The sequence below is a fragment of the Pseudomonas sp. KH_046_2 genome (genome assembly GCF_057838985.1).
Genome location: NZ_CM174480.1, coordinates 2,675,095 through 2,700,640 on the forward strand (window position 1 = coordinate 2,675,095; position 25,546 = coordinate 2,700,640).

Here is a 25,546-nt window from a genome sequence, read left to right on the forward strand (position 1 = left end):
CGCAATCTTGTGGGTGGAAGTCCCATCGTGAGCTGACCACAGCGAACGAAGTGAAGCGCAACTGCATTAGGGCGACCGAGTGTGGGGAGGAAGCGTGAATCGAAACCGTGAGCCGATGGACAAGAACCGGATACAAGGCGATGTCGACCAGGGCGAGCGGGCAGCAAATCGCAAAGCTCTTGTGGTCAAAGGGCGGCATCGTAAATCCGGCGGTTGTGCGGGGAAGGATTGCGTTCTTACCTGGGGAGATCTCGCCTTGTGCCTGAAAGGGCGACGGCATCAGCCGGAGCGAGAAGTCAGCAGAGGCCGTAGTAGTCTTTTTTTTTTGACGAAGGGCCGAACGAGAGAAAGCGTTATAGGCCATGTTGATGCGAGAAACCGGAAGTCAGATGCCTGCCAAACGCGGGGCGGATGGAGACAGCGAGCGGTGAAGCCGTGAGAAGTCCCGTCAGCGACGAGGTCAATCGCCCGCAAGATGAATCCGACAACGCAGGACAAGGGCTGCTGGAGCGGGCCTTTGCGAGAGAAAACCTGAAACGGGCATGGAAACGGGTCAAGGCCAATAAAGGTGCAGCGGGAGTCGATGGTCTGGATATTGAACAGACCGCAGAACACTTGCTAACCCAGTGGGCAGGGATTCGTGAACAGCTTCTTTCAGGTATCTACCGGCCCAGTCCGGTACGACGAGTGGCCATTCCCAAGCCTGACGGCGGTCAACGTGAGTTGGGTATCCCGACGGTCATCGACCGTCTGATCCAACAAGCACTGCTGCAGGTCTTGCAGCCATTGCTCGATCCAACTTTCAGTGAACACAGCTACGGCTTTCGTCCGGGACGCTGTTTTAGCTGCCCAGCGTCATGTGTCCTCGGGTCTCAAAGTGGTGGTGGATGTGGATCTGGAGAAGTTCTTCGACCGGGTCGACCACGATATTTTGATTGATCGTTTACGCAAGCGGATTGCGGATCGGGCGGTTATGCGACTGATCCGGGCGTATCTGGATGCGGGAACGCAGATCAATGGCGCGGTCGAGAAAAGCCGTTGCGGGGCGCCGCAAGGCGGTCCGCTGTCACCGCTGCTGGCGAACGTGCTGCTGGACGAAGTGGATCGGGAGCTTGAACACCGAGGTCATTGCTTCGTGCGCTATGCCGACGATGCGAATGTGTATGTTCGCAGTCACAAGGCGGGCCAGCGGGTGATGATCTTGCTGAGGCGTTTGTATGAAAAGCTGCACTTGAGCGTCAACGCGAGCAAGAGCGCGGTGACGAGTGCATTTGGTCGCAAGTTTCTTGGGTACGCCTTCTGGGCCTCTGTACAAGGCGTCAAAAGAGCAGTGGCGATCAAGGCGCGCAAGCAGTTCAAACAACGGGTACGTGAACTCACGCGTCGCTCGGGTGGTCGCAGTTTGCGGCAAGTTGTCGAGAATCTACGTCCCTACCTCTTGGGCTGGAAAGCTTGCTTCGGGTTGTCACAAACACCGAAAGTCTGGCGAGGGCTAGATGAGTGGATGCGACATCGATTACGAGCGATCCAACTTAAACAATGGAGGCGTGGTCCGACGATTTATCGCGAACTGCGGGCGCTGGGAGCCAGTAGCCAATCGGCACGGAAAGTGGCGGCTAACTCTTATAGTTGGTGGCGTAACAGCCGCTTTGAGCTCAATCGAGTGCTGGACGTGGCGTGGTTTGACAGGCTGGGATTGGTGCGACTCTCATAACCTCAATCTCTCGAACCGCCCGGTGCGGACCCGCATGCCGGGTGGTGTGGCAGGGGAGCGGCCTGTGAAGGCCGCCCCCTATGCCGATTGTCGGCGTTTTAGCTTTCGTTTCAGCGACGCCAGAAGCAACGCGCCAGCAGCGCATCGATGCTGAGCTTGCCGCCACCCGAAAGCAGCAGCGGCGTGAGGGCCACAAGGTAGATCAAGGGCAGCTTGAAGTTGCCGTAACCCTTGTTGCTGATGGCATAGCCTTGGGCAAGTTCGCTCAGGCTGTGCCAGTCGGCGGGCCAATGAACGGCGGCGGTTGCAACGAGGGTCAGCACCATCAGGTTCAGCGCCGAAAAACGTGTGCCCAGGCCCAGCAGCAAAGTCATGGAAAAGATCAGTTCGGCCCACATCGACAGTTCCCAGTTCAGCGTCGCTGGAATGTGGTCGAACGGAAACGGGAAGCGCTCCTGGATATCGGTGAACCAGTTCTGGCCGTTGAATTTTTCCAGGCCGGACTCGAAGAATTCCCAGGCGAGGAACACTCGCAGCGCCAGGGGGGCAACCCAGTCGCCGGCACGGTCGAGGTTCAGGTGCAGGCCTTTGACGGCCGAAGAAAGGGAGGTGCTCATGGACGTTGGTCTCTTTCAGGTCAGGGATACGGGGCAACGGCCTGCCCCGTGAGTTGAGCGCTTTGATCGGCATGGCCAATCGGCAGGCGTATTTCATCAATGGGGTGTATCTGCGGTGTGTCGTTGTGGCGGGGTTTTGCGTGCGGGGTGTGTCGGGGGCGGGGCTGTACACATTGAGATACGTAACCGGTACCCTTGTGGGAGCGAGCTGTGGCGAGGGGGCTTGCCCCCGTTTGAGTGCGCAGCACTCACAAGATCTTCGATACATCGGAAATTTTGGGGCTGCTTCGCAGCCCAACGGGGGCAAGCCCTAATGCCAGTCAGTTAAGGAATTGACTTGCCCGCCAAGCAATAATAGAAACGAGCTTATGTTTTTATGAGCTCGCTTCATGCCCCTCCAAAACGACCTTCAAGAAGTTACCAAACTTAATCCGATCTCCTTCGAGCGCTTTGCACAGCTGATTGATCCTGTGTGGATTGAGCAGGCGCTGGCATCGACCGGTACAGTCTCGATTCGCCGCAGACGCTTGCCGGCCGAGCGTATTGTGTGGCTGGTGGTTGGGTTGGCCTTGTTCAAGAGCGAACCGATTTGGCTCATCGTGCAACAGCTGGGATTGGCATTGGGCGAAGCGAAAGTGCCTGCACCCAGTGCCGCAGTCCAGGGCCGGCAACGGCTTGGAGAGGCGCCGCTGGCTGCACTGTTTAAGCAATTGGCCGAAGCATGGAGCGGTGCTGAGCAGCCGGCTTCGGCCGGCTTTTTGGGGTTGCGTAGCTTTGCGGTAGACGGCGTGGTTTGGTCCACCCCCGACACACCGGAAAACCGCCAGGCCTTTGGTGGCGGGCGGACTCACTCGGGAGATGGAGCCTGGCCGCAAGTGCGCGGTGTTTGCCTGATGGATACCTATAGTCACTTGATTCGAGCCGCCTGTTTTGGCGAGTTTGCAGTCGGCGAGCTTCGCCATGCGAAGGGGTTGGAAAAAGCGGTAAGCGATCACTCGGTGACGATTTTTGATCGAGCCTACTACTCCGCAGCCCTCTTGCTCGACTGGCAACAAAGTGGGACTGAACGGCATTGGCTCATGCGGGCACGCAAACCGCTTAAATACGAGGTGATCGAAGAGTTGGGCACGGGTGATTGGCTCGTGCGACTGACCGTTTCTCGAGACGCTCTCAAGCAACGTCCGGACCTTCCCAGCCATTGGCATGCACGACTGATTGAGTACTCGATAGACGACAAACCGCGCCGCTATCTCACCTCCTTGACCGATGCCGAACGTTACCCTGCCAATCAGGTGGCGGGGCACTACAACGAACGCTGGGAAATCGAATTGGGTTATCGCGAGATCAAGCAAAACCTGCTTAAAGGCGAACAACTACGCAGCAAACAACCTGATCTGGTGCGCTAGGAACTGTGGGGAACCCTGCTGGCCTACAACTTGATCCGTCAGGAAATGCGCCTGATGGCTGGAGAAATGAAGGTGGCGCCACAACGCTTAAGCTTCCTCTGGTTGGCTCAAGCAGTGACCAGCGCGCTACGGTTCTGCCCGCTGGAAACACCAGGTACGATTCCTCAGCGACTGGCAGCACTGCGAATCCAGGCCCAACACTTCATGTTGCCTGCCAGGCGGCAGTGAAGTTACCCAAGGGTGGTCAAGCCCAAGCCAGTCAAATACCCCAAAAAGAAAACTGGAGGGCTTAACTGACTGGCATTAGGGCAAGCCCCCTCGCCACAGCTCGCTCCCACAGGTAAATTGCTATACATTTTCCGGCCGCCCATTGCATGGTGTAACTGCTTCATGTCTCTTGCGCTCGAACGTCTAGTCGCTGGCACGCCAATCCCTTTCGCCGGTAATCGTGTCACTGTCGTCAGCCCCGAACTGGCGCAGCGCTTCCAGCCCGGTGATCACCTGCTGGTGGAGCAGGTCAGTGGCGAGTTACTGCTGATCCCCGTGGCGGACCAGCAAGCGGCCAACGTCGCGATCGAGCGCGCTCAAGCGGCGTTTACCGCGCTGTCGGCGGTGTCTGATCAAGCTATCATTGCTTTCTTCGACCTGTTTGCCCAACGCCTGGAAACCCCGGAATGCTGGGCCTTGATCGAGGCCGCCAACCTGGCCGACATCGAGCGGGCCAAGGCGCGCGGTCGCTCGACCACCCGGTTGCTGGCCGATGAGCGCATGCGTCGCGACATGATCGCCGGCCTGCGCGCCTGGCGTGATGCAACGGCCAGCCGTGGCAAGGTGATCAGTTGCGTCGAGCACGATGGCTGGAAAGTCGAGCAAGTGGTCTCGCCCTTGGGCATCGTCGCGTTCGTCTTCGAAGGCCGGCCGAATGTGTTTGCCGACGCGGCGGGTGTGTTGCGCACCGGCAACACCGCCGTGCTGCGCATCGGCAGCGATGCATTGGGCACCGCCCAGGCGATCGTCACCCACGCACTGAACCCTGCACTGAGCGACGCCGGCTTGCCGGCCGGTGCCGTGTCGCTGGTGGAAAGTGTCAACCACGCTGCCGGTTGGGCGATGTTCGCTGACCGGCGCCTGTCATTGGCGGTGGCCCGTGGTTCGGGACGCGCCGTCAGCCAGTTGGGCAGCATCGCGCAGCAGGCCGGCACGGCGGTCAGCCTGCACGGCACCGGTGGCGCGTGGCTGATCGCCAACGCCGATGCCGACGCCCCGCGCTTTGCCACCGTGGTGCGCAACTCCCTGGACCGCAAGGTCTGCAACACCCTGAACGTCTGCCTGATTCACCGCGACCGCGCCGCTGAACTGGTGCCGCTGTTCCTCGACGCACTCAAGCAGGCCGGCATTGCACGGGGCCAAGGCTGCAAGCTGCACATCGTCGAAGGCAGCGAGTCGCATCTGCCGCAAGACTGGCTGGCGGCAACGGTCAAGGTGTACCGCGCCGAAGGCTATCAGACCGAGGCGCAGGCCGAGCCGTTGCCGGAAGATCAATTGGGTCGCGAATGGGAGTGGGAAGAAACCCCGGAAGTCAGCCTGAAAATCGTCGACGACCTGGACGGTGCCATTGCCTTGTTCAATCGCTACAGCCCGCAATTCACGGTGTCCTTGATCAGTGAAAGTGCCGAGGCTCAGGAGCGCTTCTACAACGCGGTCAACGCGCCTTTTGTCGGCAATGGCATCACCCGTTGGGTCGACGGCCAGTACGCGCTGAACAAGCCGGAACTGGGACTTTCGAACTGGGAGAGCGGGCGCCTGTTTGCGCGCAGTGCGATTCTCTCGGGTGATGGCGTGTTCACTATTCGTAGCCGCATGACCCAGATCGATCTGGGCGTCAAACGCTGAACCCTGTGGGAGCAGGCTCGCTCCAGCATTTGGTTTTCGGTCCAGCATAAAAAAGGCCTGCTCCTTATCGAGAGCAGGCCTTGTTTATCAATAAGTCAGTGATGACTCATTCAATTAGTAGAGCCGGTCAATCACCCGAACTTCGTTCTGATCCTGCATCGAGGCCCAGGCCTGTTTCAGGGTTTGCAGAACATTACCGATGAAGTCCTTGTCGGCTGCGGCCTTCTTGCCGACATAGCCCTGGCCGCGACGGTACATCTTCAGTCGGGCGAGCAGGTTCTGGTTGTTCTGGTCGAACTCTGCTTCATGGGCGTGCGGCGACAGGCAGTCGATATGAACCTGGCCACACTTGCTGATCCAGAGAATATGGTTGTCGTGGCTGTCTTTCTTTGCAGCGAAGATACGAGCCAGTTCATCGATAGTTGGTTGATTGTTCAGATTCATCATAAAGCCCCTTGACCAATTGGTGATCTTTCAAAGTTGATTCGCTAATACAGGTAGCCCATCGGTTAGTTGATCCCTGGCACCGAAACCAGGACGTCAGCGTTCGACCGCCTTATCGGGCGGGGTCCTGCGTCTGTTGCATGTAGTCGTGTTGAATAACTGCTACGCAATAGCGTCACAACGAAGAGAAGCGGCGAAAACCTTAAGGCCACTGCCGACGTTTTCAGGGTCGGCCACAAGCTTCATGAGGATTGCTCGCCAAGTCTTCTCGCCCTTGTACTGGACGTTCAGGCCAGGTCAGCTTCTTCAATCTGCCTTGTGGGCAGCGTGTATCCGGGAAAAACAGCTCGGCGGTCAGACGAGCTTGCTCAAACGTGTTGCCTGTACTCCCGATCGGGGAGACGTCTGCATCATGCAAGGGCAAATCGGAGGCGTCAACGGTTTTGTAGTGAATATTTTCAGTCACTACATATTGTCGGACAAAGCTGTTGGGAATTAGCGGGCGGAGCCGAAGGTGTGTCGGTCAGGACGACAAAGGCGGACACTCAAAGCGGTAAAAAGTGCAGGGATAGCGGTCAACCACCTGCTGATGCAAGGTGAGCCCGCCAATGCCGAGGCCTGGCATCACGGCGGCCCAGAACAGCCTTGCGGACTGATTCGCCTCGAAGTGGAAAATCTGCCATTGACCGGGGAATCGGCTCAAGAGGGTGGAAACGACAAATCGCGCGACACCCTGGCCACGGAAGCGTCGGCTGACAAACAGATAGCCGATGTTGTAGTCGGCGCCGGGTAGATGGACCTGGTTATCCACGGTCACGAAGCCGGCCAGTTCACCGTCGACCTTGATCAGGAATGGCCGGGTGGCCGGGTTTCGCCAGTAGTCGGGCATGGGCAGGATGTTGAACAAACCGTATTCGCCCAGTTTCAGCGGCAGCCACTCGCTGAAGTCGTAGGTGTAGAACTGTATCAGGTTTTCGATGGTTTCCAGTTCATCGCGTTGGGCGGCGTGCAGTTCTATCGAAGGCATACGAAGTGGCTCCTGATCGGCCAAGGGACACAATTGATTATGGCCGGCGTCGCACGATCCGTGGCGAGGGAGCTTGCTCCCGTCGAGTCGCGAAGCGGCTCTCACTCTCTGACAAAATGAATGGGCCTGCTGCGCAGTCCAGCGGGAGCAAGCTCCCTCGCCACAGGGTTCGCTGTAAGGTTTAAGTACTGCTTGCCGGTTTTGCCCTGCGCTTGGTGCCGCTCGCTGGTTTGCGCGGGGCGCCTTTACGTTTTTTCTTCCAGGGGGCTGCGGCGGAGCCGCCGGGCGGTGGGCCGCTGATGGTCAGGCTCAGCCCGGCGCAGCGACTGACCTGCTTGCTCATCCACGCCGCCTGTTTGGTGACGAACTCTTCCAGGCTCATTTCCCCGCTTTGCACCATGTCCAGGGCCTGTTCCCAGATTGCCGTGGTGCCCGGATCGGCGATGGCCCGCGGTACGGCGTCGATCAGGCTGAACGCGGCCGGCGTCGCGGCCAGGGCCTTGCCGTTCTTGACCAGATAACCACGGTCGAGCAGGCCCTGAATGATCGACGCACGGGTCGCTTCGGTGCCGATGCCGGTGGTGTCCTTGAGCTTTTGCTTGAGCAGCGGGTCTTGCACCAGTTTGGCGACATTCTTCATGGCCTTGATCAGGTCGCCTTCCGTGAACGGCTTTGGCGGTTGCGTCCAGAGGTCCTTGAATTGCACACCGGCCACTGCGCAGTCGATGCCTTCGGCCAGGTTGGGCAGCGTCTGCGGCGCCGGGGCTTCGCGCCCCTTGGCTGGAGCCAGTGCTTCGGGCAGGGCGCGTTTCCAGCCTGGCTCGATGATCTGCTTGCCGACAGCGCGCAAGGCCTCGCCAGCGCAGTCGAAGTCGGCCTGGGTGCGGTCGTATTCGTGATTGGGCAGGAACTGCGCCAGATATCGCGCGCGGATCAGGGTGTAGACCGCACGCTGTTTGCCCGCCAGCTTGTCGAGATTCTTTGCCGCAGCGGTGGGGATGATGCCGTGGTGCGCGCTGACCTTGGCATCGTTCCAGGCCCGTGAGCGCCGTTGCGGATCCAGGTGGTCGTGCAAGGCGTTCAACGCAGGATCGGCCTGGCGCAGCGCCGCCAGAATGGCCGGTGCCTCGCTGTGCTGACTGAGGGGCAAGTAGCCGCAATCACTGCGCGGATAGGTAATGACCTTGTGGGTTTCGTACAGCGCCTGGGCGACGTCGAGGGTTTCCTGGGCGCCGAGGCCGAGTTTCTTTGAGCAGACCTCCTGCAGGGTGCCCAGATCGAACGGCAGCGGGGCCACTTCGCGCATCCGTTCGGTGCGCAGCTTGATCACTCGCGCACTGGCCGCGCCGCTCATGGCGGCCGCCGCTTGTTGCGCCAGCGCCTGGTTCAGGCAGCGGTCCTGATCGTCGCAAAGCTCCGATGCCGCGCGCCATTGCGCAGTGAACGCGGTGCCGTTGTGCAGCAGTTGCACGTCGATGGCCCAATAGGGGACGGGCACAAAGTCGGCAATGCTGCGATCGCGATCCACCACCAGGCGCAAGGTCGGCGTTTGCACCCGGCCGACCGGCAACACGCCTTGATAACCAGACTGGCGCCCCAGCAGGGTGAACAGTCGGCTCATGTTCATGCCGATCAGCCAGTCGGCCCGGGAACGTCCCAGGGCCGAGTGATAGAGGCTGAAGGTCTCGTTGCCCGGTTTGAGGGCCGCGAGGGCCTTGCGGATGGACGCATCGTCCAGCGCCGACAACCAGAGGCGGCGGATCGGCCCGCGATAGCGGCAATGTTCCACCAGCTCCCGGGCGATCATCTCGCCCTCACGGTCGGCGTCCGTGGCAATGATCAGTTCGGACGCTTCGCCGAGCAGGCGCTTGACCGCCTTGTACTGGCTGGCGGTGCGCGGCTTGACGGTCATTTTCCACTTCTCGGGAATGATCGGCAGGTCGGCCAGCACCCAACGCTTGTAGCGCGCGTCGTAGGCATCCGGCGGTGCGGTTTCCAGCAGGTGGCCGATGCACCAGGTCACCGTGACGTCCGTTCCCAGCCAGCAGCCATCGCCCCGGCGCCTGGCGCCGAGGACTGCCGCGATGTCTTTGGCCTGGGAAGGTTTTTCACAGAGGTACAGCCGCATAACCACCATCGCCGATCAATATGCCAAGGGTGCACAGAATGGCGCTTGATGGGCGATGGAGCAATCTTTATCTGTATGGATGTACAGCTTTGTATGTCGCTTCCGTTCGGCTGCGAAGCCGTCGCGAGGGTAAAACTTGGGTTATACCTGATGAATCGTGGTCTCAGGTTTTGGGGCCGCTGCGCAGCCCATCGCGGGCAAGCCACGCTCCCACATCATCGATTTGCAGGTCCATCACCGTCATGAGGAACGTTTTCCATGAAAAGCTCCGGTCCTAGCCCTGTCATCACCATCGCCGAGCAGCCTGGCTGCCTGCTGGTGAGATTTCACGGTATTCAAGTGGCCGCCTCGGCGCGGGCCCTGGTGTTGCTGGAGGCCAACTACCCGCCGGTGTACTACGTGCCGCGAGAGGACATCGACGAGAAGTATTTCGCCCGCACCGACCACACCAGCTATTGCCCGTACAAGGGCGATGCCAGCTATTTCAGCCTGCAGGTGCCGGGGCATGAAAGCGCCAACGCGGTGTGGAGTTACGAAGACCCCAAGGTGTCGGTGGAGCAAATCCGCGGGTATCTGGCGTTCTATCCGGATCAAGTGAAGTTCGAGTTGCTTGATGTCGAGGTCTGATCGGGGTTGATCGGCGTGACGAGGGAGCCTGCTCCCTCGTCGTCAGGCATTGCCTCAGTTCTTGTCGAGATCCACGTTGCGCGTCTCACGCAGGCAAATCATCCCCACCACCAGGCTCACCCCGGTGATCACCACCGGGTACCACAGCCCGTAGAAAATGTCCCCGGTGTACACCACCAGCGCGAACGACACGGTCGGCAGGAAGCCGCCGAACCAGCCGTTGCCGATGTGGTAGGGCAGGGACATCGAGGTGTAGCGGATGCGGGTCGGGAACAGTTCGACCATCAACGCCGCCAGCGGGCCGTAGCACATCGCGGAAATGATGATCAGCGCAACGATCAGCGCCACGATCATCGGCTTGTTGATCTGCTGCATGTCCGCCTGTTGCGGGTAACCGGCGAGGGTCACGGCACCGCGCAGGGCGGCTTCGTCGAAACCATCGATCTTCACCTCACCGACGCTGACCTGCACATCGCTGCCGGTCGGCGCCGCTGCGCTCTGGTACGGCAGACCCTGCTTGACCAGGAAGGTCTTGACCTTGTCGCACGGGCTGTCGAATTTCGCCTTGCCCACCGGGTCGAACTGGAAGGTGCAGGTGGCCGGGTCGGCCATCACGGTGATCGGTGCCTGGCGACTGGCCTGGTCGATGGCCGGGTTGGCGTAGTGGGCCAGGGTCTTGAAGATCGGGAAGTACAGCGCGGTGGCCAGCAGCAGGCCGATCATCAGCACCGGTTTACGCCCGACCTTGTCCGACAGCCAGCCAAAGAAGATGAAGAAAGGGGCGCCGATGGTCACGCTGACAATCAGCAGACCGTTGGCCACCGCCGGGTCCATTTTCAGGAACTGGGTGAGGAAGAACAGCACATAGAATTGCGCGGCGTAGAAGGTCACCGCTTGCCCGGCATTGATGCTGAACAGCGCGATCAACACCACCTTGAGGTTTTCCCATTTGCCGAAGGAGTCGCGAATCGGCTGTTTGCACAGCTTGCCTTCTTCTTTCATTTTCACGAAGGCCGGCGACTCGTGCAGGCTCATACGAATCCAGGTCGAGATGCCCAGCAGCACGATGGAAAACAGGAACGGAATGCGCCAGCCCCAGACTTCGAACTGGTCACCGGTGAAGTAGCGGCAGCCCAGCACCACCAGCAGCGACAGCAGCAGGCCCAGGGTCGCGGTGGACTGAATCCAGCTGGTGTGGAAGCCTCGCTTGCCGATGGGCGCGTGCTCGGCGACGTAGGTCGCGGCGCCGCCGTATTCACCGCCCAGGGCCAGGCCCTGGAGCATGCGCAGCACCACCAGGATGATCGGCGCGGCGATGCCGATGCTGGCGTAGGTCGGCAGCAGCCCGACGCAGAACGTCGCCAGGCCCATGAGGACGATGGTGGCGAGGAAGGTGTACTTGCGCCCGATCATGTCCCCCAACCGCCCGAACACCAGCGCGCCGAACGGCCGGACGATGAAGCCGGCGGCGAAGGCCATCAGGGCAAAGATAAACGCGGTGGTGTCGTTGACCCCGGCGAAGAACTGCTTGCTGATCACCGCCGCGAGGGCGCCGTAGAGGAAAAAGTCGTACCACTCGAAGACCGTCCCGAGGGACGAGGCGAAGATGACTTTCTGGGTTTCCTGGCTGGTGCCCGCGCTGCGCACGGCTTCCAGGGTTTGAACGTTCTCTGACATACCGGTATCCCTCACAGTGATTGTTTTTGTTGTTCCACTGGTGTTGCGTGTTCCATTTCAGGGGTAATGCTGTAGGAGCGAGCCTGCTCGCGATGGCGTCGTTCCATTCAACGTTTATGCTGGCTGATCCACCGCTTTCGCGAGCAGGCTCGCTCCCACAGAAAGCGTTTCTGGCGTGGCCAGGATCATCTGCGCCGCCTTCTCGGCAATCATCAGCGTCGGCGAGCAGGTGTTGCCCGAGGTGATGCGCGGCATGATCGAGGCATCGGCAATGCGCAGGCCGGGGATACCATGGACCTTGAGTTGCGCATCGACCACGGCGTCGGCGTCATTGCCCATGCGGCAGGTGCCCACCGGATGGAAAATCGTGGTGCCGATCCGCGCGGCGGCCTCGTGCAGCTGTTCTTCGCTTTGCAGGCTGTCGCCGGGCAGGTATTCCACCGGATTGAAGGCGCGCAGGGCCGGGGCGGCGACGATGCGGCGGGTCAGGCGAATGGCGTCGGCGGCGACCCGCAAATCCTCCGGGTGGCTCAGGTAATTGGGTTGGATCAGCGGGGCTTCTTGCGGATCGGCGGAGCGGATGTCCACCCGGCCACGGCTTTGCGGACGCAGATCGCAGACCGATGCGGTGAACGCCGGGAACGCATGCAACGGTTCGCCAAAGCGCTCCAGCGACAGCGGCTGCACGTGGTATTCGAGGTTGGCTGACGTCTGTTCCGGCCCCGAGCGGGCGAAGGCGCCCAACTGGCTCGGCGCCATGGACAGCGGGCCGCTGCGGTCATACAGGTAGCGCAGGCCCATGCCCAGCTTGCCCCACAGGCTGCCGGCTATCTGGTTCAGGGTGCGGGCATTTTCCAGCTTGTAGATCAGCCGCAGTTGCAGGTGATCCTGCAGGTTGCCACCGACGCCGGGTAGCTCATGGACGACACCGATGCCCAACCGCTCCAGCAGCGGACGCGGGCCGATGCCGGAGCGTTGCAGGATGCTGGGCGAACCGACCGAGCCGGCACACAGGACGATCTCCTTGCGCGCCTTGAAGGTTTTCGCCTGACCTTGCCAGCGGGCGCTGACCGCCGATGCGCGGCCATTGTCCAGCAGCACGCGGTCGACTTCGACCCCGGTCAGTACGGTGAGATTGGGGCGCTGGCGCACCGGTTTGAGAAAGGCCTTGGCCGCGTTCCAGCGGATGCCGGCCTTCTGATTGACCTGAAAATAGCCGCAACCTTCGTTGTCGCCCTGGTTGAAGTCATCGATGCTGGCGATGCCGGTTTGCTCGGCGGCACTGCGGAAGGCATCGAGAATCGGCCATGACAGACGCTGGCGTTCGACCCGCCATTCGCCCGCAGCGCCGTGAAATTCGGCGGCGCCGGCGAAGTGGTTTTCACTCTGCTTGAACAGCGGTAACACGTCTTGCCAGCTCCAGCCGGGGTTGCCGTCGGCGGCCCAGCGGTCGTAGTCGCCGGCCTGGCCGCGCATGTAGATCATGCCGTTGATCGAGGAGCAACCGCCCAGCACCTTGCCGCGCGGGTAGCTCAGGGCGCGGCCTTGCAGGCCCGGTTGCGCTTCGGTCTTGAAGCACCAGTCGGTGCGCGGGTTGCCGATGCAGAACAGGTAGCCCACGGGGATGTGAATCCACGCATAGTTGTCGCGGCCGCCGGCCTCGAGCAGCAACACGCGATGCTGCGCATCGGCCGACAAACGATTGGCCAGCAGACACCCGGCCGGCCCGGCCCCGACCACGATGTAATCGTATTCATCCAGGAAAGTCTGCATCCCTGACCTCGTGTTGTTGTTCTTGTTGTCTGTCATCCTAGTTGTTAGCTTTCGTCAAAAGAATGTTAGTTTTTGCGCAGCCGCTGTGCGTTTTTAAACAGCATCCCGAACAGCAAAGAACAAGGACGATTCATGTTCGACTGGAATGACTTGCGGTTTTTTCTCGAATTGCAGCGCAGCGGGCGTTTGCTCACGGCTGCCCGTCGCTTGAACACCACCCACGCCACCGTGGCACGGCACATCGAGGCCATCGAAAAGAGCCTCGGTACGGCGTTGTTCGTCCAGCATGCCCAGGGTTACGAGATGACCCCGGCAGGCGAGGCGTTGCTTAAACACGCCGAGGCGATGGAGAACGTGGCGCTGCTGGCCCAGGAGGAAATCACCCAGTCCACCGCGCCGCTGGGCAAGATCCGCGTCGGCGTGACGGAAGGGCTGGGCATCATGTTCCTGGCCAGTCGAATGAACGGCTTGTTCGAGCGCTATCCGGGGCTGGAGGTGGAACTGGTGGCGGTGCCGCGCTTTGTCAGCATTCTCAACCGCGAGGCGGAAATCAGCATCCACCTCGAACGCCCGGCCGCCGACATGCTGGTCACCCGCAAACTCACCGACTATCGCCTGGCGCTCTATGCCAGTCAGGACTACCTCGACCGCTCACCGCCGTTGCGCAGTCGCGAGGACCTGGGGCGCCATGCGTGGATCGGCTATGTCGATGATTTGCTGTTCAGCCAGGAATTGATGTTCCTCAACAGCTTCTGCCGCAACCCGCGGGTGGTGTTTCACAGCACCAGCGTGATCGCCCAACAGCAGGCGGCGCGCTCAGGCCTGGGGATTGCCGTGCTGCCGTGCTACATGGCCAGTGCCGATCCCGGTCTGGTGCCGCTGTTGCCGGATGAGAGCATCCAGCGCAGCTATTGGATCAGTACTCGTCGGGAGCTGCACAAGTCGGTGCGGTTGCGGGTGTTGTGGGATTATGTGGTGGAGTTGTGTGAGCGGGAGCAGGGGTTGTTGTTGGGGGCTGTTTCCCTCGGTGCCTGAGCTGACGCCATCGCGGGCAAGCCCGCTCCCACAGGTTTTTGTGCTGTTCACACCGACTGTGTAGCGCCGCAGATCCCTGTGGGAGCGGGCTTGCCCGCGAAGGCGGCAGCACATCCAGTATCCATCTTGAGTTTTAAACAAGAATCTCGAACGCCGTGCTGGCCAGCCGTTCCCCATTGACCATGACATGCACCGCATGGCGCCCCGCATAATGCCGGCGGGTGGTGAGTTCCTTGATCTGCTGACCACGGCTCACGGCTTCGACGGCATTACCGGGCAGCGTCAGCACCTTGAGCTTGAACACCTTCGCCGAGGTGCTGCCGTTGGCCTTGACGTAGTCGATGGCGTAGTCGATCACCAGGCGCTGGCTGCTTTCTACCGTGGATCTGACGGCGAACGACAGGGTGATCTTTTCTCCCAGGCCAATCACCGGCGGTTCGACTTTCATATCGACGATCTCGACTTCGGGTTTGCCGCCCGCGCCGATAATCGCCAGTGCCCGCCGGTTGCCCTGTTTGATCAGGCTGCGCAGAGCGTGCTTGGCGATCCAGGCGGTATGCCTGTTGCCCAGCGACCAGCCTTCGATCAGGTCCAGCACCCAGTCGGGACGATCCTTGGTGATGTCGTTGAGGTGGTTGGCCACGGACTTGCGCACATACAGGCTGGTGTCGGCCTTGAGGTTGTCGAGGATGTTCGCGGCCAGTGTCGGATCGGCCTGAATGAGTTCCAGCCGGAATGACCAGGGCAGGCGTGGTCGGCATCCTTCGCTGGCCAGGCGCCGCACATGCTCGTTGTCGTCCAGGGACCAGTCGTGCATCAGCTTGAGCGAACGCTCGAGGTCACTGCGCAGAAAGTGACGGATCGCGAATTCCGAGGAACCGAAGGCGGTGAAGTACTTCAGGGCGTCCATCGACACTTCGAACGCATGGGCGCCATAAGTGGCGACATAGTGCGGCAGGCACATGCTGACGAAGCCGCTGTTCAGGCGCGGGGCGAGGGCGCGCAGGACTTCCAGCGACGCTTCATAGTCCAGGGGGAGCTCGGTGTGCAGGCACTCGCTGACCCGGGCCATGCGCTGCATGACGCTGAGATCTGCCAGGCCGGCTTGGGCCAGTTTCAGGAAGCGCTTGGCCTCGAATGATGGATAGACCGCGGTCATTTCGCTGGCGATGTGCTGGAGGCGCTCGGTGTTGAAGATTTCCTTGAGGGCGGGGGAGGATTCGTCAGCCATGGTGGACTCCTTTGAAATGATTGTTTATCCAATGCACCGCGTCATCGTTCATCGCGGGCAAGCCCGCTCCCACAGGGTTAATGGATGTACGCAAAATCAAGGACACCCGAAACAACTGTGGGAGCGAGCCTGCTCGCGATGAGGCCCGAATAGTCACCTCATTTTGTGCCCGCCTGCTCCTGCAGTTGATCCGACTCGAACAACCTGGCCAGTTCCGCCCGCGCTTCCTGCGCCGTCTGCATCACCTTCACGGCGTCGTCATACACCGCATGCTGGGCTTCAAGCACCTCTTCGTCGTGCTGCTTGAAGCGTTTGATCCGCGCATCGGCCTGGGCCTGGGTCAATCCCAGGCCGATCAGGGTTTGCCGGCTCATTTCCAGGCTCGAATAATAGGTTTCGCGCACGGCGTGAGCGCCGACGTCCATCAGTCGGTGCACATGCTGACGGTTACGGGCACGGGCGATGATCTTCATATGCGGATAGAGCTTGCGCACCAGTTCGGCGGTCTTGATGTTGGTGTCCGGGTCGTCGGTGGCGATCACGAAATACTCGGCTTCCCCCACCTTGGCCGCGTTGAGGATTTCCGGGCGCATCGGGTCACCGTAGAACACCGGCACGCCACCAAAGCTGCGGGACAGTTCGATGGTTTCCACCGAGGTGTCGAGGGCCACGAACTTGATGTTCTGCGCACGCAATATCCGCGCAACGATCTGGCCCATGCGACCCATGCCGGCGATCACCACCCGTGGCGCGTCGGCGTCGATTTCGCGGAACTTCTCCGGCACTTCCACCGGTTGCACCTTCGGGCTGACCAAGCGTGCGCAAATCAGCAGCAACAGCGGCGTCACGGCCATGGACAGGGTGATGGTCAGCACCAGCAAGTCATACAGTTCGGTGGCGAACAGCCCGTGGTCGCGCCCGATCTTGAACACCACAAAGGCAAATTCACCACCGGCCGCCAACACGATTCCCAGGCGGATCGCACTGACCTTTTTCAAGCCCCCGGCCAGGCGACCGACCAGAAACAGCAGCGGCAGTTTGATCGCGATCAGCAGCAGGGTCAGGCCCAGCACCGCCGCTGGCATGCTCAGCAACAGGCTCAGGTTCGCGCCCATGCCGACACTGATGAAAAACAGCCCGAGCAACAGGCCCTTGAACGGTTCGATCTGGGCTTCCAGTTCATGGCGATACTCAGAGTCCGCCAGCAGCAGGCCGGCGAGGAAAGCACCCAGGGCCATGGAAATTCCGACCAGCTCCATCAGCCATGCCGTGCCGATCACCACCAGCAACGCCGTGGCGGTGGAAACCTCTGGCAACGCGGTTTTGGTCACCACGCGAAACACCGGTCGCAGCAGATAACGCCCGCCGATCACCACCACGGCGATGCTGGCCAGCACTTGCAGGCCGTGGTTGAGGTTTTCGCTGGCGCTGGTGCTGTGATCGCCACCGGCAAGCAACGGCACCATGGCAATCAAGGGGATCGCGGCGATGTCCTGAAACAACAGGATCGCGAACGCCAGCCGCCCGTGGGGGCTGGTTAGTTCCTTGCGTTCAGCCAGGCTTTGCAGGCCGAATGCCGTGGACGACAGCGCCAGGCCCAGGCCGAGGACGATCGCGGTGTTCAACGGCTGGCCAAACAGCCACAGCGCCACCACGCCAATCACCGTGCCAGTGAGCAGCACTTGCGCCAGGCCCACGCCGAACACTGATTTGCGCATCACCCACAAGCGTCGCGGCGACAGCTCCAGGCCGATGATAAACAGCAGCAACACCACGCCGAGTTCGGAAATGTTCGCGACGCTTTGTGGATTGTCGATCAGGCCCAGCACCGACGGGCCGATGATCACCCCGGCAAACAGATAGCCCAGAACCGCCCCCAGATGCAGGCGCTTGGCCAAGGGAACGATGAGCACGGCCGCCATCAGAAACACGACAGCGGCTTGTAGCAGGTTGCCTTCATGGGGCATGGGCGAAACTCCAGAACTTGGCGCGGCGGGGGCGTCAAGGATAAAGGCTGGGCTCGCCGAAGATCTACCGTGGGTTGTCAGTTGGATCTTTACAGTTGGGCCGCCGCCTTCGCGAGCAGGCTCCCACAATGTTTCCGGTCGTACGCAAACTCCGTGTACGGAACAAATCACTGTGGGCACTCTCTGACGAAGTGCTACTGGCTATGCGCCCGCACCACGCTCTCGGTGCCCAGCCGATACTGATTGTTCCCGCTGCGCTTGGCCTCATACATCGCCAGGTCGGCAATGTGCAGCAAGCGGTCGATGCTCGGCGCATGATCGGGGAACACGGCGACGCCGAGGCTGGTGCCGATGTGGCGCTGGTCGTTGCCGATGGTGACGGGCGGGGAGAGTTCGACGAAGATTTTCTGGCAGATCGTGCGCGCTTCGTCTTGCAGGCTTTTGCCTTGGGGCAGGTCTTGGAGGATGACCACGAATTCGTCGCCGCCGATCCGGGCGACGGTGTCGGTGCCACGCAGAATACGCTTGAGCCGGGTAGCGGTCGTAACCAGCACACGGTCGCCGGCCGCATGACCATAGCGGTCGTTGATGGCCTTGAAGCCATTGAGGTCGACAAACACCAGCGCCACCCGCGTGGCGCCGGTGCGCGCCTGCTCCAGCGCTTCGGACAGGCGCTCTTCGAGCACCAGGCGATTGGGCAGGCCGGTCAACGGGTCGTAATGGGCCAGGTGCTTGAGGTAGTTGGCCGAGGCCTTTTCTTCGGTGATGTCGCGTACCACGCCCATCATCTTGATCGTTTCGTCGTGGTCGTTCTTCACCACGTTGCCGGTTTCCCGCAGCCAGCGGATCGTTCCGTCGGGCCAGACCACGCGGTATTCCTCGTCATGGTTTTCACCGGTTTCCAGGCAACGCAGTTCGCCGGCCCGAACCCTGGGCCGATCATCCGGATGCACGCAGGAGCAGAACAGGGCGTAAGAGGGCGTCACTTCGCCGATCTTGAAGCCGAACATGCCGAAAATGGCATCTGACCAGTACAACCGGTCGGTGTCGACATCCCAGTCCCAGGTGCCGATGCGGGCAAAGTACTGGCTGCGTTTGAAGCGCTCGGCATCGCCATCCAGGTGGATGTTCTGGCTTTCGGACAGGTTGTTGATGACCGCGCGATATTCCGCCAGTCGCTTTTGCAGCGAGCGTTCGCGCCAGGCCAGCGCGACGATCAGGCTGAGCGTCGTTGAACCAAGGATGACGCTGGTCCAGAGCATGATCATTCGGGGATGGCCATCAGGGCGGTGAACCGTACGGGTAATTGTTGATTATTTTAGTTCAGTAAACAGCTTTAAACGTCACGCGGGTGGTGGCAATGGTTGCCAATCGAGGGCAAATCTGGGAAAACGGCGCCCGTCAGGCCCTTGAGGGCGAGAGAGCATACGAGTGAAATCAATGAATGACGAGCTTCAGGTAATCGATCTACAGCCGGGTGACGGAAAAGCCGCCGTAAAAGGCGCACTGATCACCACCCAGTACCGTGGCTGGCTGGAGGACGGCAGCGAATTCGACTCTTCCTACAGCCGGGGCAAACCCTTCCAGTGCGTGATCGGCACCGGGCGGGTCATCAAGGGCTGGGACCAGGGCCTCATCGGCATGCAGGTCGGTGGCAAGCGCAAGTTGCTGGTGCCGGCGCACCTGGCCTATGGCGAACGCACCATGGGCAAGATCACGCCGAATTCGAACCTGATCTTCGAAATTGAATTGCTGGAAGTGCTGACGCGGGATGATTGACCGCGGTTGCCCGGGAGGCCCATGAAGGCAAGGTGTGGACGCTCATCGATCAGCAGGGTGCGTGCGTGGGGCAAGCGGCGTTGTTCTGGCCGGATGCCGGACGGGTTGGGCAGTTGGGGAGTTAAACCTAAACGTTTAGCGGCCAACTGGCTGGCGAAAGTCGATGTCAGCCAGGCCGACCTGTCATCGGATTGTGCCTTGCCAGGCTCCGCTCTATAGGCGAACATACGCGCCATATAGGGGTAGGGGGTATAGGTATGTCGCACATTCACGAACACAAGGATGACTTGATCAAGCGGGTCAGACGGATTGCCGGTCAGGTGGAAGCGGTAGAGCGAGCGCTTGAGTCCGACGCCGATTGCGCCAAGACCCTGCACCTGGTCGCCGCCATCCGTGGCGCGGTCAATGGTCTGCTGGAGCAGTTCATCGACGCCCACGCCCGCGAGCACGTGGCCCATCCAGGCCTGAGCGATGAAGAGCGCGCCCAGGGCGTGGAAGACTTGCTGCTGGCCATCCGTCGTTATGCCAAATAGAGGCCTGAATCCCATGACACAGACACCCCAGGCTTCGCGTTTTTCTCACGACCATGTGTTTCTCGGCGCATCCCATGATGAAAACGCCCGACGCACCTTATGGGTGGTGGCGCTGACGTTTGTGATGATGATTGGGGAAATTGCCGCCGGTTACATCACCGGTTCCATGGCGCTGCTGGCCGATGGTTTTCACATGGCCACCCATGCCGGAGCCCTGGGCATCGCGGCGGCGGCCTATGGGTTTGCGCGGCGCAATGCCAACAACGCGCGTTACAGCTTCGGCACCGGCAAGGTCGGGGATCTGGCCGGTTTTGCCTCGGCCATGGTGCTGGGGCTGGTGGCGATCGGCATTGCCAGTGAGTCAGTTTTTCGCCTGTTTCAGCCGACCACGGTGGCATTCACCGAAGCAACGGTGATTGCGGTGGTGGGGCTCGCGGTAAACATCGCCAGCGCCTTTTTGCTGGCCGGCGACCACGGTCATCATGGCCACGATCACGGACACAGCCATGAGCACGGCCATCATCACCATCACGACAACAACCTGCGCTCGGCCTATGTCCATGTGTTGGCCGACGCCTTGACGTCGGTGCTGGCGATTGCCGCGTTGCTGGCCGGGCGCTATCTGGGGTGGGTGTGGCTGGACCCGGTGATGGGCATCGTGGGCGCCATCGTGATCGCGAAATGGGCCGTTGGATTGATGCGTGACAGCGCTGCGGTATTGCTCGATGTCACGGATGAGCACGTTGCCGATGAAATCCGTGAACTGCTGGAGTCATCGGACGATGTGCGCATCAGCGATCTGCATGTCTGGCAGGTCGGTCCCCAGGCACGGGCTGCGATTGTCAGTGTTGTCGCCGCGGCCAATGTCAGTGCCGACACCATTCGCGAACGCCTGGCGCCGGTCCATGAACTGTCTCACCTGACCGTCGAATACCGCACGGCTTGAGCGGCTTTCGGTCAGTCAAGGAATAGCGCAATCCGTCCATTCGTGGATGGGCGGTATTGCCATTTCAGTTGGTCCAGTGCCGGCCGCATTGCCAGAAACTGCTTGAGCGTAGCGCCACCAATGCACAACGCCAGGCGTTGCCCCGGACATTGATGACGCCCCGCACCAAAGGTGAAGCTGCGCCGGTTCGGGCGGTCGAGCAGGAAGGTGTCGGGGTTGTCGTTGAGCTGCGGGTCGCGATTGGCCGAGGCCAGTAGCACCAGGATCACGTCTGCGGCATTCAGCCTCACACCTTCAATCTCGCAGGGGGCGGCGACGAAGCGGCGGGTGTTCTGTACCGGCGGGTCGAAGCGCTGTATTTCGGCCAGCAGGTCTTCGACAGGAGTTGATTCGCTGCGCAGCAACGGATGTTGAATCAATGCCAGCACGGTGTTGCCGATCAGTCCGGCAGTGGCTTCGAAAGTCTGGGAGAGCAGGCCGATCAGGTTGGCGATCAGGGTTTGCGGCGCGCCGGAGGCGAAGCGCTGGCGGATGCCTGCCAGCAAAGGGCTGTGGTTGTGCGCATCATCGAGCAATTCAATGAAATAGCCGCTCAACTGTTCGGCGGCAGTGTGGGCGGCGGTCAATTGCGCCGCGTCGCTCAAGGGCGACAGGCAGGCGACGAAATCCGCCGTCAACTCGCTGATGGCGCGGCCCTGAGCCGGGTTGAACCCCAACAACGCCGCCACCACGCACACCGGTCCACGAAACATGGCGTTGTACAGGCCAGCGGCATCAGCGGTCATCAATCTAGCGCTGACCAGGGCTTCGACCTCCCGCTCATCGATCAACTCCAGCCCTGGCGCAATCGCCGACCGTGGGCAACGCTGGCGTTCACCTTCATTCATGCGCATCAATTGGCCGAACACCTGGCCGGCGATGCCATCGGCAATTGCCCTGGGGACTGGCTCCTGCGCAGGGCGAACGTGGCAATCGGGATGCGCCAGCACGGCGGCCACCGCCCGGGCGCTGCTGGCCACCCACAGGTTCAGCCCCGGATGAAAAGCCAGCCCACCCTCGGCACGCAGTTGTGCGTAGTAGGGATAGGGGTCGGCATGGGTCGCAGCGATGATCGGGTCCATGGGTCACAGCCTTTTGTTGTTGGAAAGTGTTGCTACTATCTCCAGTCCGAAAGGGCATTGATTCGTCCGGGAGCGAAATATGAGCGCAGAACAACACGACATCGGCGTCTCGCAGGTGGCGGCAGCCATCGCTGAGCCGGCGCGGACGAAAATCCTCTGTTCGCTGATGGACGGCCACGCCCGCACCAGCACCGAACTGGCGGCGGTGGCCGAAGTCAGCGCGTCGACCGCCAGTGCCCACCTGGCCAAGCTCAAGGAACTGGCGCTGGTGCGCCTGCACGTACAGGGACGGCATCGCTATTACAGCCTGGCGGACAAACGCGTGGCCCAGGCCTTGGAGGCGCTGATGGTGATCGGCCAGAACACCGCGCCGAGTTTCCGGACGCGGACCCCGGATCGCCTGCAATTTGCTCGCACGTGCTACGACCACATGGCGGGCACCTTGGCGGTGTTGTTGCATGACCGGATGCTCGAAGCGGGCTGGCTGGAGGAAACCGACGAACAGGCCTATCGCTTGAGTGGCAGTGGTACGGCAATGTTTCAAGGGCTCGGGATCGAGGTGCAGGACTTGAGTACCTTGCGTCGCCGTTTTGCCTGCCCGTGCCTGGACTGGAGCATGCGCCGGCCACATTTGGGTGGGTCGCTGGGGGCGGCGTTGCTGCAAACGGCGCTCAAGCGCAAGTGGGTGACGCAGGATCTGGACAGTCGGGCGTTGGCGCTGACGGCGTTGGGGCGTAAGGATATGGCGGGGCGGTTTGGGATTGAGTTGCCGTTGGCGGTTGAGGGTAATCTTAAAACTTCGCAAATCTCGGCAGGTTCGGTGGAGTTCGTGAACATTCGCTGACTGTCGATACGGGCATTCCGGTTGTTACTGTGTTGAATGCAATGCCGTCATCGCGAGCAGGCTCGCTCCCACAGGGGGCGGTGGATTCGTCAGTACAATGCAAACAAAAAGCCCCCCATCGGTTACCCGATGGGGGGCTTTTGTGCGTCTGGCGTCAGGTCAAACCTTGACGATCCAGCCCGCTGGCGCTTCGATGTCGCCGGTTTGCACGCCGGTCAGCTCTTTGTAGAGCTTCTGGGTGATCGGGCCGACTTCGGTTTCGCTGTGGAACACGTGCAGGTGGTCGTTGTAGTTGATGCCGCCAATCGGCGTGATCACCGCCGCGGTACCGCAAGCACCGGCTTCCTTGAAGTCTGCCAGCTTGTCGATGAACACGTCGCCTTCGACCACGTCCAGACCCAGGCGGGACCTGGCCAGTTCGATCAGCGACAGACGGGTGATGCCCGGCAGTACCGATGGCGAGTTCGGGGTCACGAACTTGTTGTCGTGGGTGATCCCGAAGAAGTTGGCCGAACCGACTTCCTCGATCTTGGTATGGGTCAGCGGATCCAGGTAGATGCAGTCGGCGAAATGCGCCTTCTTGGCCTGGGAGCCCGGCATCAGGCTGGCGGCGTAGTTGCCACCGACCTTGGCGGCACCGGTGCCTTGTGGCGCAGCGCGGTCGTAGCTGGAGATCAGGAAGTTGTGCGGGGTCAGGCCGCCCTTGAAGTAGGCGCCAACCGGGATGCAGAAGATCGAGAAGATGAACTCGGGCGCGGTACGCACGCCGATGTTGTCACCCACGCCGATCACGAACGGGCGCAGGTACAGCGCGCCGCCGGTGCCGTACGGCGGAATGAAACGCTCGTTGGCGCGGACCACTGCCTTGCAGGCTTCGATGAACTGCTCGGTTTCCACCTGCGGCATCAGCAGGCGGGCGCAGCTGCGCTGCATGCGCAGGGCGTTCTGGTCCGGGCGGAACAGGTTGATCGAGCCGTCCTTGCAACGATAGGCCTTCATGCCTTCGAAGCATTGCTGGCCATAGTGAAGGGCAGTGGAGCCTTCGCTGATGTGCAGCACATTGTCTTCGGTCAGGGTGCCTTTGTCCCACTCGCCATTGCGAAAGTACGACAGATAGCGCTTGTCGGTCTTGATGTAGTCAAAACCCAGCTTGTCCCAATTGATGCTTTCGTTACCCATGACACCCTCTATCACTGAACAACCGTCGAAACGGTTCAAGGCTTCTGACGTTTTTTGGATGGGGACAACAATACTTCATTCCGGGCCGGTTTCGCAGCCCGGATTGCATTCCTTGTAGGAGCGAGCTTGCTCGCGATGGACGTCAACGATAACGCGCCTCGTCTGAGTGACCGCGTTGTCCTGAGTTTTTCGCGAGCGAGCTCGCTCCTACAGGTTCGGGCTAGAGGTGCAACGCATGCCCCAGAGCCCGCAACGCCGCTTCCTGCACCGCCTCACCCAGCGTCGGGTGCGCATGGATGGTGCCGCCGATGTCTTCCAGCCGCGCGCCCATCTCCAGGCTCTGGGCAAACGCAGTGGACAACTCCGACACGCCTACGCCCACCGCCTGCCAGCCGACAATCACATGATTGTCGCGACGGGCGACCACCCGCACGAAGCCGCTTTTCGACTCCAGGGTCATCGCCCGGCCATTGGCGGCGAACGGGAAGCTCGACACGATGCAGTCCAGACCTGCGGCGTTGGCTTCGTCCGGGGTCTTGCCGACCACCACCAGTTCCGGGTCAGTGAAGCACACGGCGGCGATGGCGGTCGGGTTGAACTCGCGGGATTTACCGCTGATCAGCTCGGCGACCATCTCGCCCTGGGCCATGGCCCGGTGCGCGAGCATCGGTTCGCCGCTCAGGTCACCGATGGCATACACGTTGCGCATGCTAGTCTGGCAGCGGTGGTCGATCTTGATCGACGAACCGTTCATGTCCAGGTTCAGCGCTTCGAGGTTCCAGCCCTGGGTGTTCGGCTTGCGACCGACGGCCACCAGCACCTGATCGGTTTCCAGGTTCAGGGTCGCACCGTTCGGGGCCAATACCTGCAATGTATTTTCTTTTGAATCAAAGCCTTGCACGCTGTGTTTCAAGTAAAGCTTCACGCCGAGTTTTCTCAGTTCGTCGTGCACAGGCTGGGTCAGTTCGGCGTCGTAGGCCGGCAGGATGCGCTCCTGCGCTTCTACCACGCTGACCTCGGCGCCGAGCTTGCGATAGGCAATGCCCAACTCCAGACCGATGTAACCACCGCCGACCACAATCAAGCGCTTGGGCACGGATGTCGGCGCCAAGGCTTCGGTGGACGAGATGATCGGCCCGCCAATCGGCAACATCGGCAGGTTCACGCTTTTCGAACCGGTGGCCAGCACCAGGTGCTCGCACTGGATGCGCGTGTCGCCGACATCCACGGTTTTACCGTCAACCACGTTGGCCCAGCCTTGGATGACCTGGACCTTGTTCTTTTTCAGCAACGCCGCAACGCCGGTGGTCAGGCGATCGACAATGCCGTCTTTCCATTCGACGCTCTTGGTGATGTCGAGGGTTGGCGCCGAAACGCTGATGCCCAGGGCCGAAAGCTGATGGTGGTGCTGCGTCTGATGAAACTGCTCGGCGACGTGAATCAGTGCTTTGGACGGAATGCAGCCAATGTTCAGGCAGGTGCCGCCCAACGATTGGCCTTCCACGAGGATGGTCGGGATGCCCAGCTGGCCGGCACGGATCGCCGTCACATAACCGCCGGGGCCGCCGCCGATGATCAGCAGCGTGGTATTCAGGGTCTGCATGA

General features: G+C 61.1%; 20 protein-coding genes and 2 pseudogenes. 10 read left to right on the forward strand and 12 right to left on the reverse strand.

What is annotated here, in order from left to right:
• The first annotated feature begins 411 nt into the window (after positions 1-411).
• Positions 412-1,714, forward strand: a pseudogene (gene ltrA / locus AC3IX1_RS12165) (group II intron reverse transcriptase/maturase).
• A 110-nt stretch (positions 1,715-1,824) separates the two neighbouring features.
• Here ltrA and AC3IX1_RS12170 read toward each other — a convergent pair.
• Positions 1,825-2,331, reverse strand: a complete 507-nt coding sequence (locus AC3IX1_RS12170; protein WP_489388364.1) for an HvfX family Cu-binding RiPP maturation protein — start codon at positions 2,329-2,331, stop codon at positions 1,825-1,827.
• Positions 2,332-2,720: 389 nt separating this feature from the next.
• On the opposite strand from AC3IX1_RS12170, the gene AC3IX1_RS12175 reads away from it, so the two are divergent.
• Both AC3IX1_RS12175 and AC3IX1_RS12180 read left to right on the forward strand, forming a co-directional pair.
• Positions 2,721-3,737 (forward strand): IS4 family transposase, encoded by a 1,017-nt coding sequence (locus tag AC3IX1_RS12175; protein WP_489388365.1) that lies wholly within the window; start codon positions 2,721-2,723, stop codon positions 3,735-3,737.
• Between the two features lie 390 nt (positions 3,738-4,127).
• A complete protein-coding gene (locus AC3IX1_RS12180; protein WP_489388366.1) occupies positions 4,128-5,630 on the forward strand; it encodes an aldehyde dehydrogenase family protein in 1,503 nt (500 codons plus the stop codon).
• A gap of 114 nt (positions 5,631-5,744) precedes the next feature.
• On the opposite strand, the gene AC3IX1_RS12185 is transcribed toward AC3IX1_RS12180, so the two are convergent.
• From AC3IX1_RS12185 to AC3IX1_RS12195, 3 genes are all read right to left on the reverse strand, one after another.
• Positions 5,745-6,074, reverse strand: coding sequence for a hypothetical protein (locus AC3IX1_RS12185; protein ID WP_489388367.1), 330 nt, complete (start codon positions 6,072-6,074; stop codon positions 5,745-5,747).
• A gap of 523 nt (positions 6,075-6,597) precedes the next feature.
• Complete coding sequence (locus tag AC3IX1_RS12190) at positions 6,598-7,101, reverse strand: GNAT family N-acetyltransferase (RefSeq protein ID WP_489388368.1); 504 nt, start codon at positions 7,099-7,101, stop codon at positions 6,598-6,600.
• Between the two features lie 181 nt (positions 7,102-7,282).
• The gene (locus AC3IX1_RS12195) at positions 7,283-9,229 is read right to left on the reverse strand and encodes a DNA topoisomerase III (protein WP_489388732.1); all 1,947 of its coding nucleotides are present in this window, start codon (positions 9,227-9,229) and stop codon (positions 7,283-7,285) included.
• 258 nt (positions 9,230-9,487) lie between these two features.
• On the opposite strand from AC3IX1_RS12195, the gene AC3IX1_RS12200 reads away from it, so the two are divergent.
• Complete coding sequence (locus AC3IX1_RS12200; RefSeq protein ID WP_489388369.1) at positions 9,488-9,856, forward strand: DUF427 domain-containing protein; 369 nt, start codon at positions 9,488-9,490, stop codon at positions 9,854-9,856.
• 54 nt (positions 9,857-9,910) lie between these two features.
• Here the strand turns inward: AC3IX1_RS12200 and AC3IX1_RS12205 are convergent, their stop codons facing one another.
• Together AC3IX1_RS12205 and AC3IX1_RS12210 are read right to left on the reverse strand one after the other, a co-directional pair.
• Entirely contained in the window at positions 9,911-11,533 is a 1,623-nt protein-coding gene (locus tag AC3IX1_RS12205) for an MFS transporter (RefSeq protein ID WP_489388370.1), read from the reverse strand.
• A 114-nt stretch (positions 11,534-11,647) separates the two neighbouring features.
• Positions 11,648-13,306 (reverse strand): GMC family oxidoreductase, encoded by a 1,659-nt coding sequence (locus AC3IX1_RS12210; RefSeq protein ID WP_489388371.1) that lies wholly within the window; start codon positions 13,304-13,306, stop codon positions 11,648-11,650.
• Positions 13,307-13,438: 132 nt separating this feature from the next.
• Here AC3IX1_RS12210 and AC3IX1_RS12215 point away from each other — a divergent pair, with 132 nt between their 5' ends.
• Positions 13,439-14,341: a LysR family transcriptional regulator gene (locus AC3IX1_RS12215; protein ID WP_489388372.1), complete on the forward strand. Its 903-nt coding sequence runs from the start codon at positions 13,439-13,441 to the stop codon at positions 14,339-14,341.
• Between the two features lie 133 nt (positions 14,342-14,474).
• On the opposite strand, the gene AC3IX1_RS12220 is transcribed toward AC3IX1_RS12215, so the two are convergent.
• The 3 genes from AC3IX1_RS12220 to AC3IX1_RS12230 all read right to left on the reverse strand — a co-directional run bounded on the left by AC3IX1_RS12220 (position 14,475) and on the right by AC3IX1_RS12230 (position 18,807).
• Positions 14,475-15,572: a DNA alkylation repair protein gene (locus AC3IX1_RS12220; protein ID WP_489388373.1), complete on the reverse strand. Its 1,098-nt coding sequence runs from the start codon at positions 15,570-15,572 to the stop codon at positions 14,475-14,477.
• 158 nt (positions 15,573-15,730) lie between these two features.
• Complete coding sequence (locus AC3IX1_RS12225; RefSeq protein ID WP_489388374.1) at positions 15,731-17,539, reverse strand: monovalent cation:proton antiporter-2 (CPA2) family protein; 1,809 nt, start codon at positions 17,537-17,539, stop codon at positions 15,731-15,733.
• A 194-nt stretch (positions 17,540-17,733) separates the two neighbouring features.
• The gene (locus tag AC3IX1_RS12230) at positions 17,734-18,807 is read right to left on the reverse strand and encodes a diguanylate cyclase domain-containing protein (protein ID WP_489388375.1); all 1,074 of its coding nucleotides are present in this window, start codon (positions 18,805-18,807) and stop codon (positions 17,734-17,736) included.
• 172 nt (positions 18,808-18,979) lie between these two features.
• On the opposite strand from AC3IX1_RS12230, the gene AC3IX1_RS12235 reads away from it, so the two are divergent.
• From AC3IX1_RS12235 to dmeF, 4 genes and pseudogenes are all read left to right on the forward strand, one after another.
• Positions 18,980-19,318 carry an FKBP-type peptidyl-prolyl cis-trans isomerase gene (locus AC3IX1_RS12235; protein ID WP_489388376.1) on the forward strand — a complete coding sequence of 113 codons (339 nt, stop codon included), beginning with the start codon at positions 18,980-18,982 and terminating at the stop codon, positions 19,316-19,318.
• Positions 19,319-19,338: 20 nt separating this feature from the next.
• Positions 19,339-19,443: pseudogene (locus AC3IX1_RS12240) on the forward strand (MEKHLA domain-containing protein); the annotation flags it as partial.
• 132 nt (positions 19,444-19,575) lie between these two features.
• The gene (locus AC3IX1_RS12245) at positions 19,576-19,851 is read left to right on the forward strand and encodes a metal/formaldehyde-sensitive transcriptional repressor (protein ID WP_108215964.1); all 276 of its coding nucleotides are present in this window, start codon (positions 19,576-19,578) and stop codon (positions 19,849-19,851) included.
• 13 nt (positions 19,852-19,864) lie between these two features.
• Positions 19,865-20,797 (forward strand): CDF family Co(II)/Ni(II) efflux transporter DmeF, encoded by a 933-nt coding sequence (gene dmeF, locus AC3IX1_RS12250; RefSeq protein WP_489388377.1) that lies wholly within the window; start codon positions 19,865-19,867, stop codon positions 20,795-20,797.
• An 11-nt stretch (positions 20,798-20,808) separates the two neighbouring features.
• Here the strand turns inward: dmeF and AC3IX1_RS12255 are convergent, their stop codons facing one another.
• On the reverse strand, positions 20,809-21,918 hold the full coding sequence (locus tag AC3IX1_RS12255; protein WP_489388378.1) for a cytochrome P450: 1,110 nt from the start codon (positions 21,916-21,918) through the stop codon (positions 20,809-20,811).
• A 79-nt stretch (positions 21,919-21,997) separates the two neighbouring features.
• Here AC3IX1_RS12255 and AC3IX1_RS12260 point away from each other — a divergent pair, with 79 nt between their 5' ends.
• Positions 21,998-22,762 (forward strand): ArsR/SmtB family transcription factor, encoded by a 765-nt coding sequence (locus tag AC3IX1_RS12260; RefSeq protein ID WP_489388379.1) that lies wholly within the window; start codon positions 21,998-22,000, stop codon positions 22,760-22,762.
• A 159-nt stretch (positions 22,763-22,921) separates the two neighbouring features.
• Here the strand turns inward: AC3IX1_RS12260 and AC3IX1_RS12265 are convergent, their stop codons facing one another.
• Together AC3IX1_RS12265 and lpdA are read right to left on the reverse strand one after the other, a co-directional pair.
• A complete protein-coding gene (locus tag AC3IX1_RS12265) occupies positions 22,922-23,941 on the reverse strand; it encodes a branched-chain amino acid aminotransferase (RefSeq protein ID WP_489388380.1) in 1,020 nt (339 codons plus the stop codon).
• A 220-nt stretch (positions 23,942-24,161) separates the two neighbouring features.
• Positions 24,162-25,544 carry a dihydrolipoyl dehydrogenase gene (gene lpdA, locus AC3IX1_RS12270; RefSeq protein WP_489388381.1) on the reverse strand — a complete coding sequence of 461 codons (1,383 nt, stop codon included), beginning with the start codon at positions 25,542-25,544 and terminating at the stop codon, positions 24,162-24,164.
• Positions 25,545-25,546: the final 2 nt, after the last annotated feature.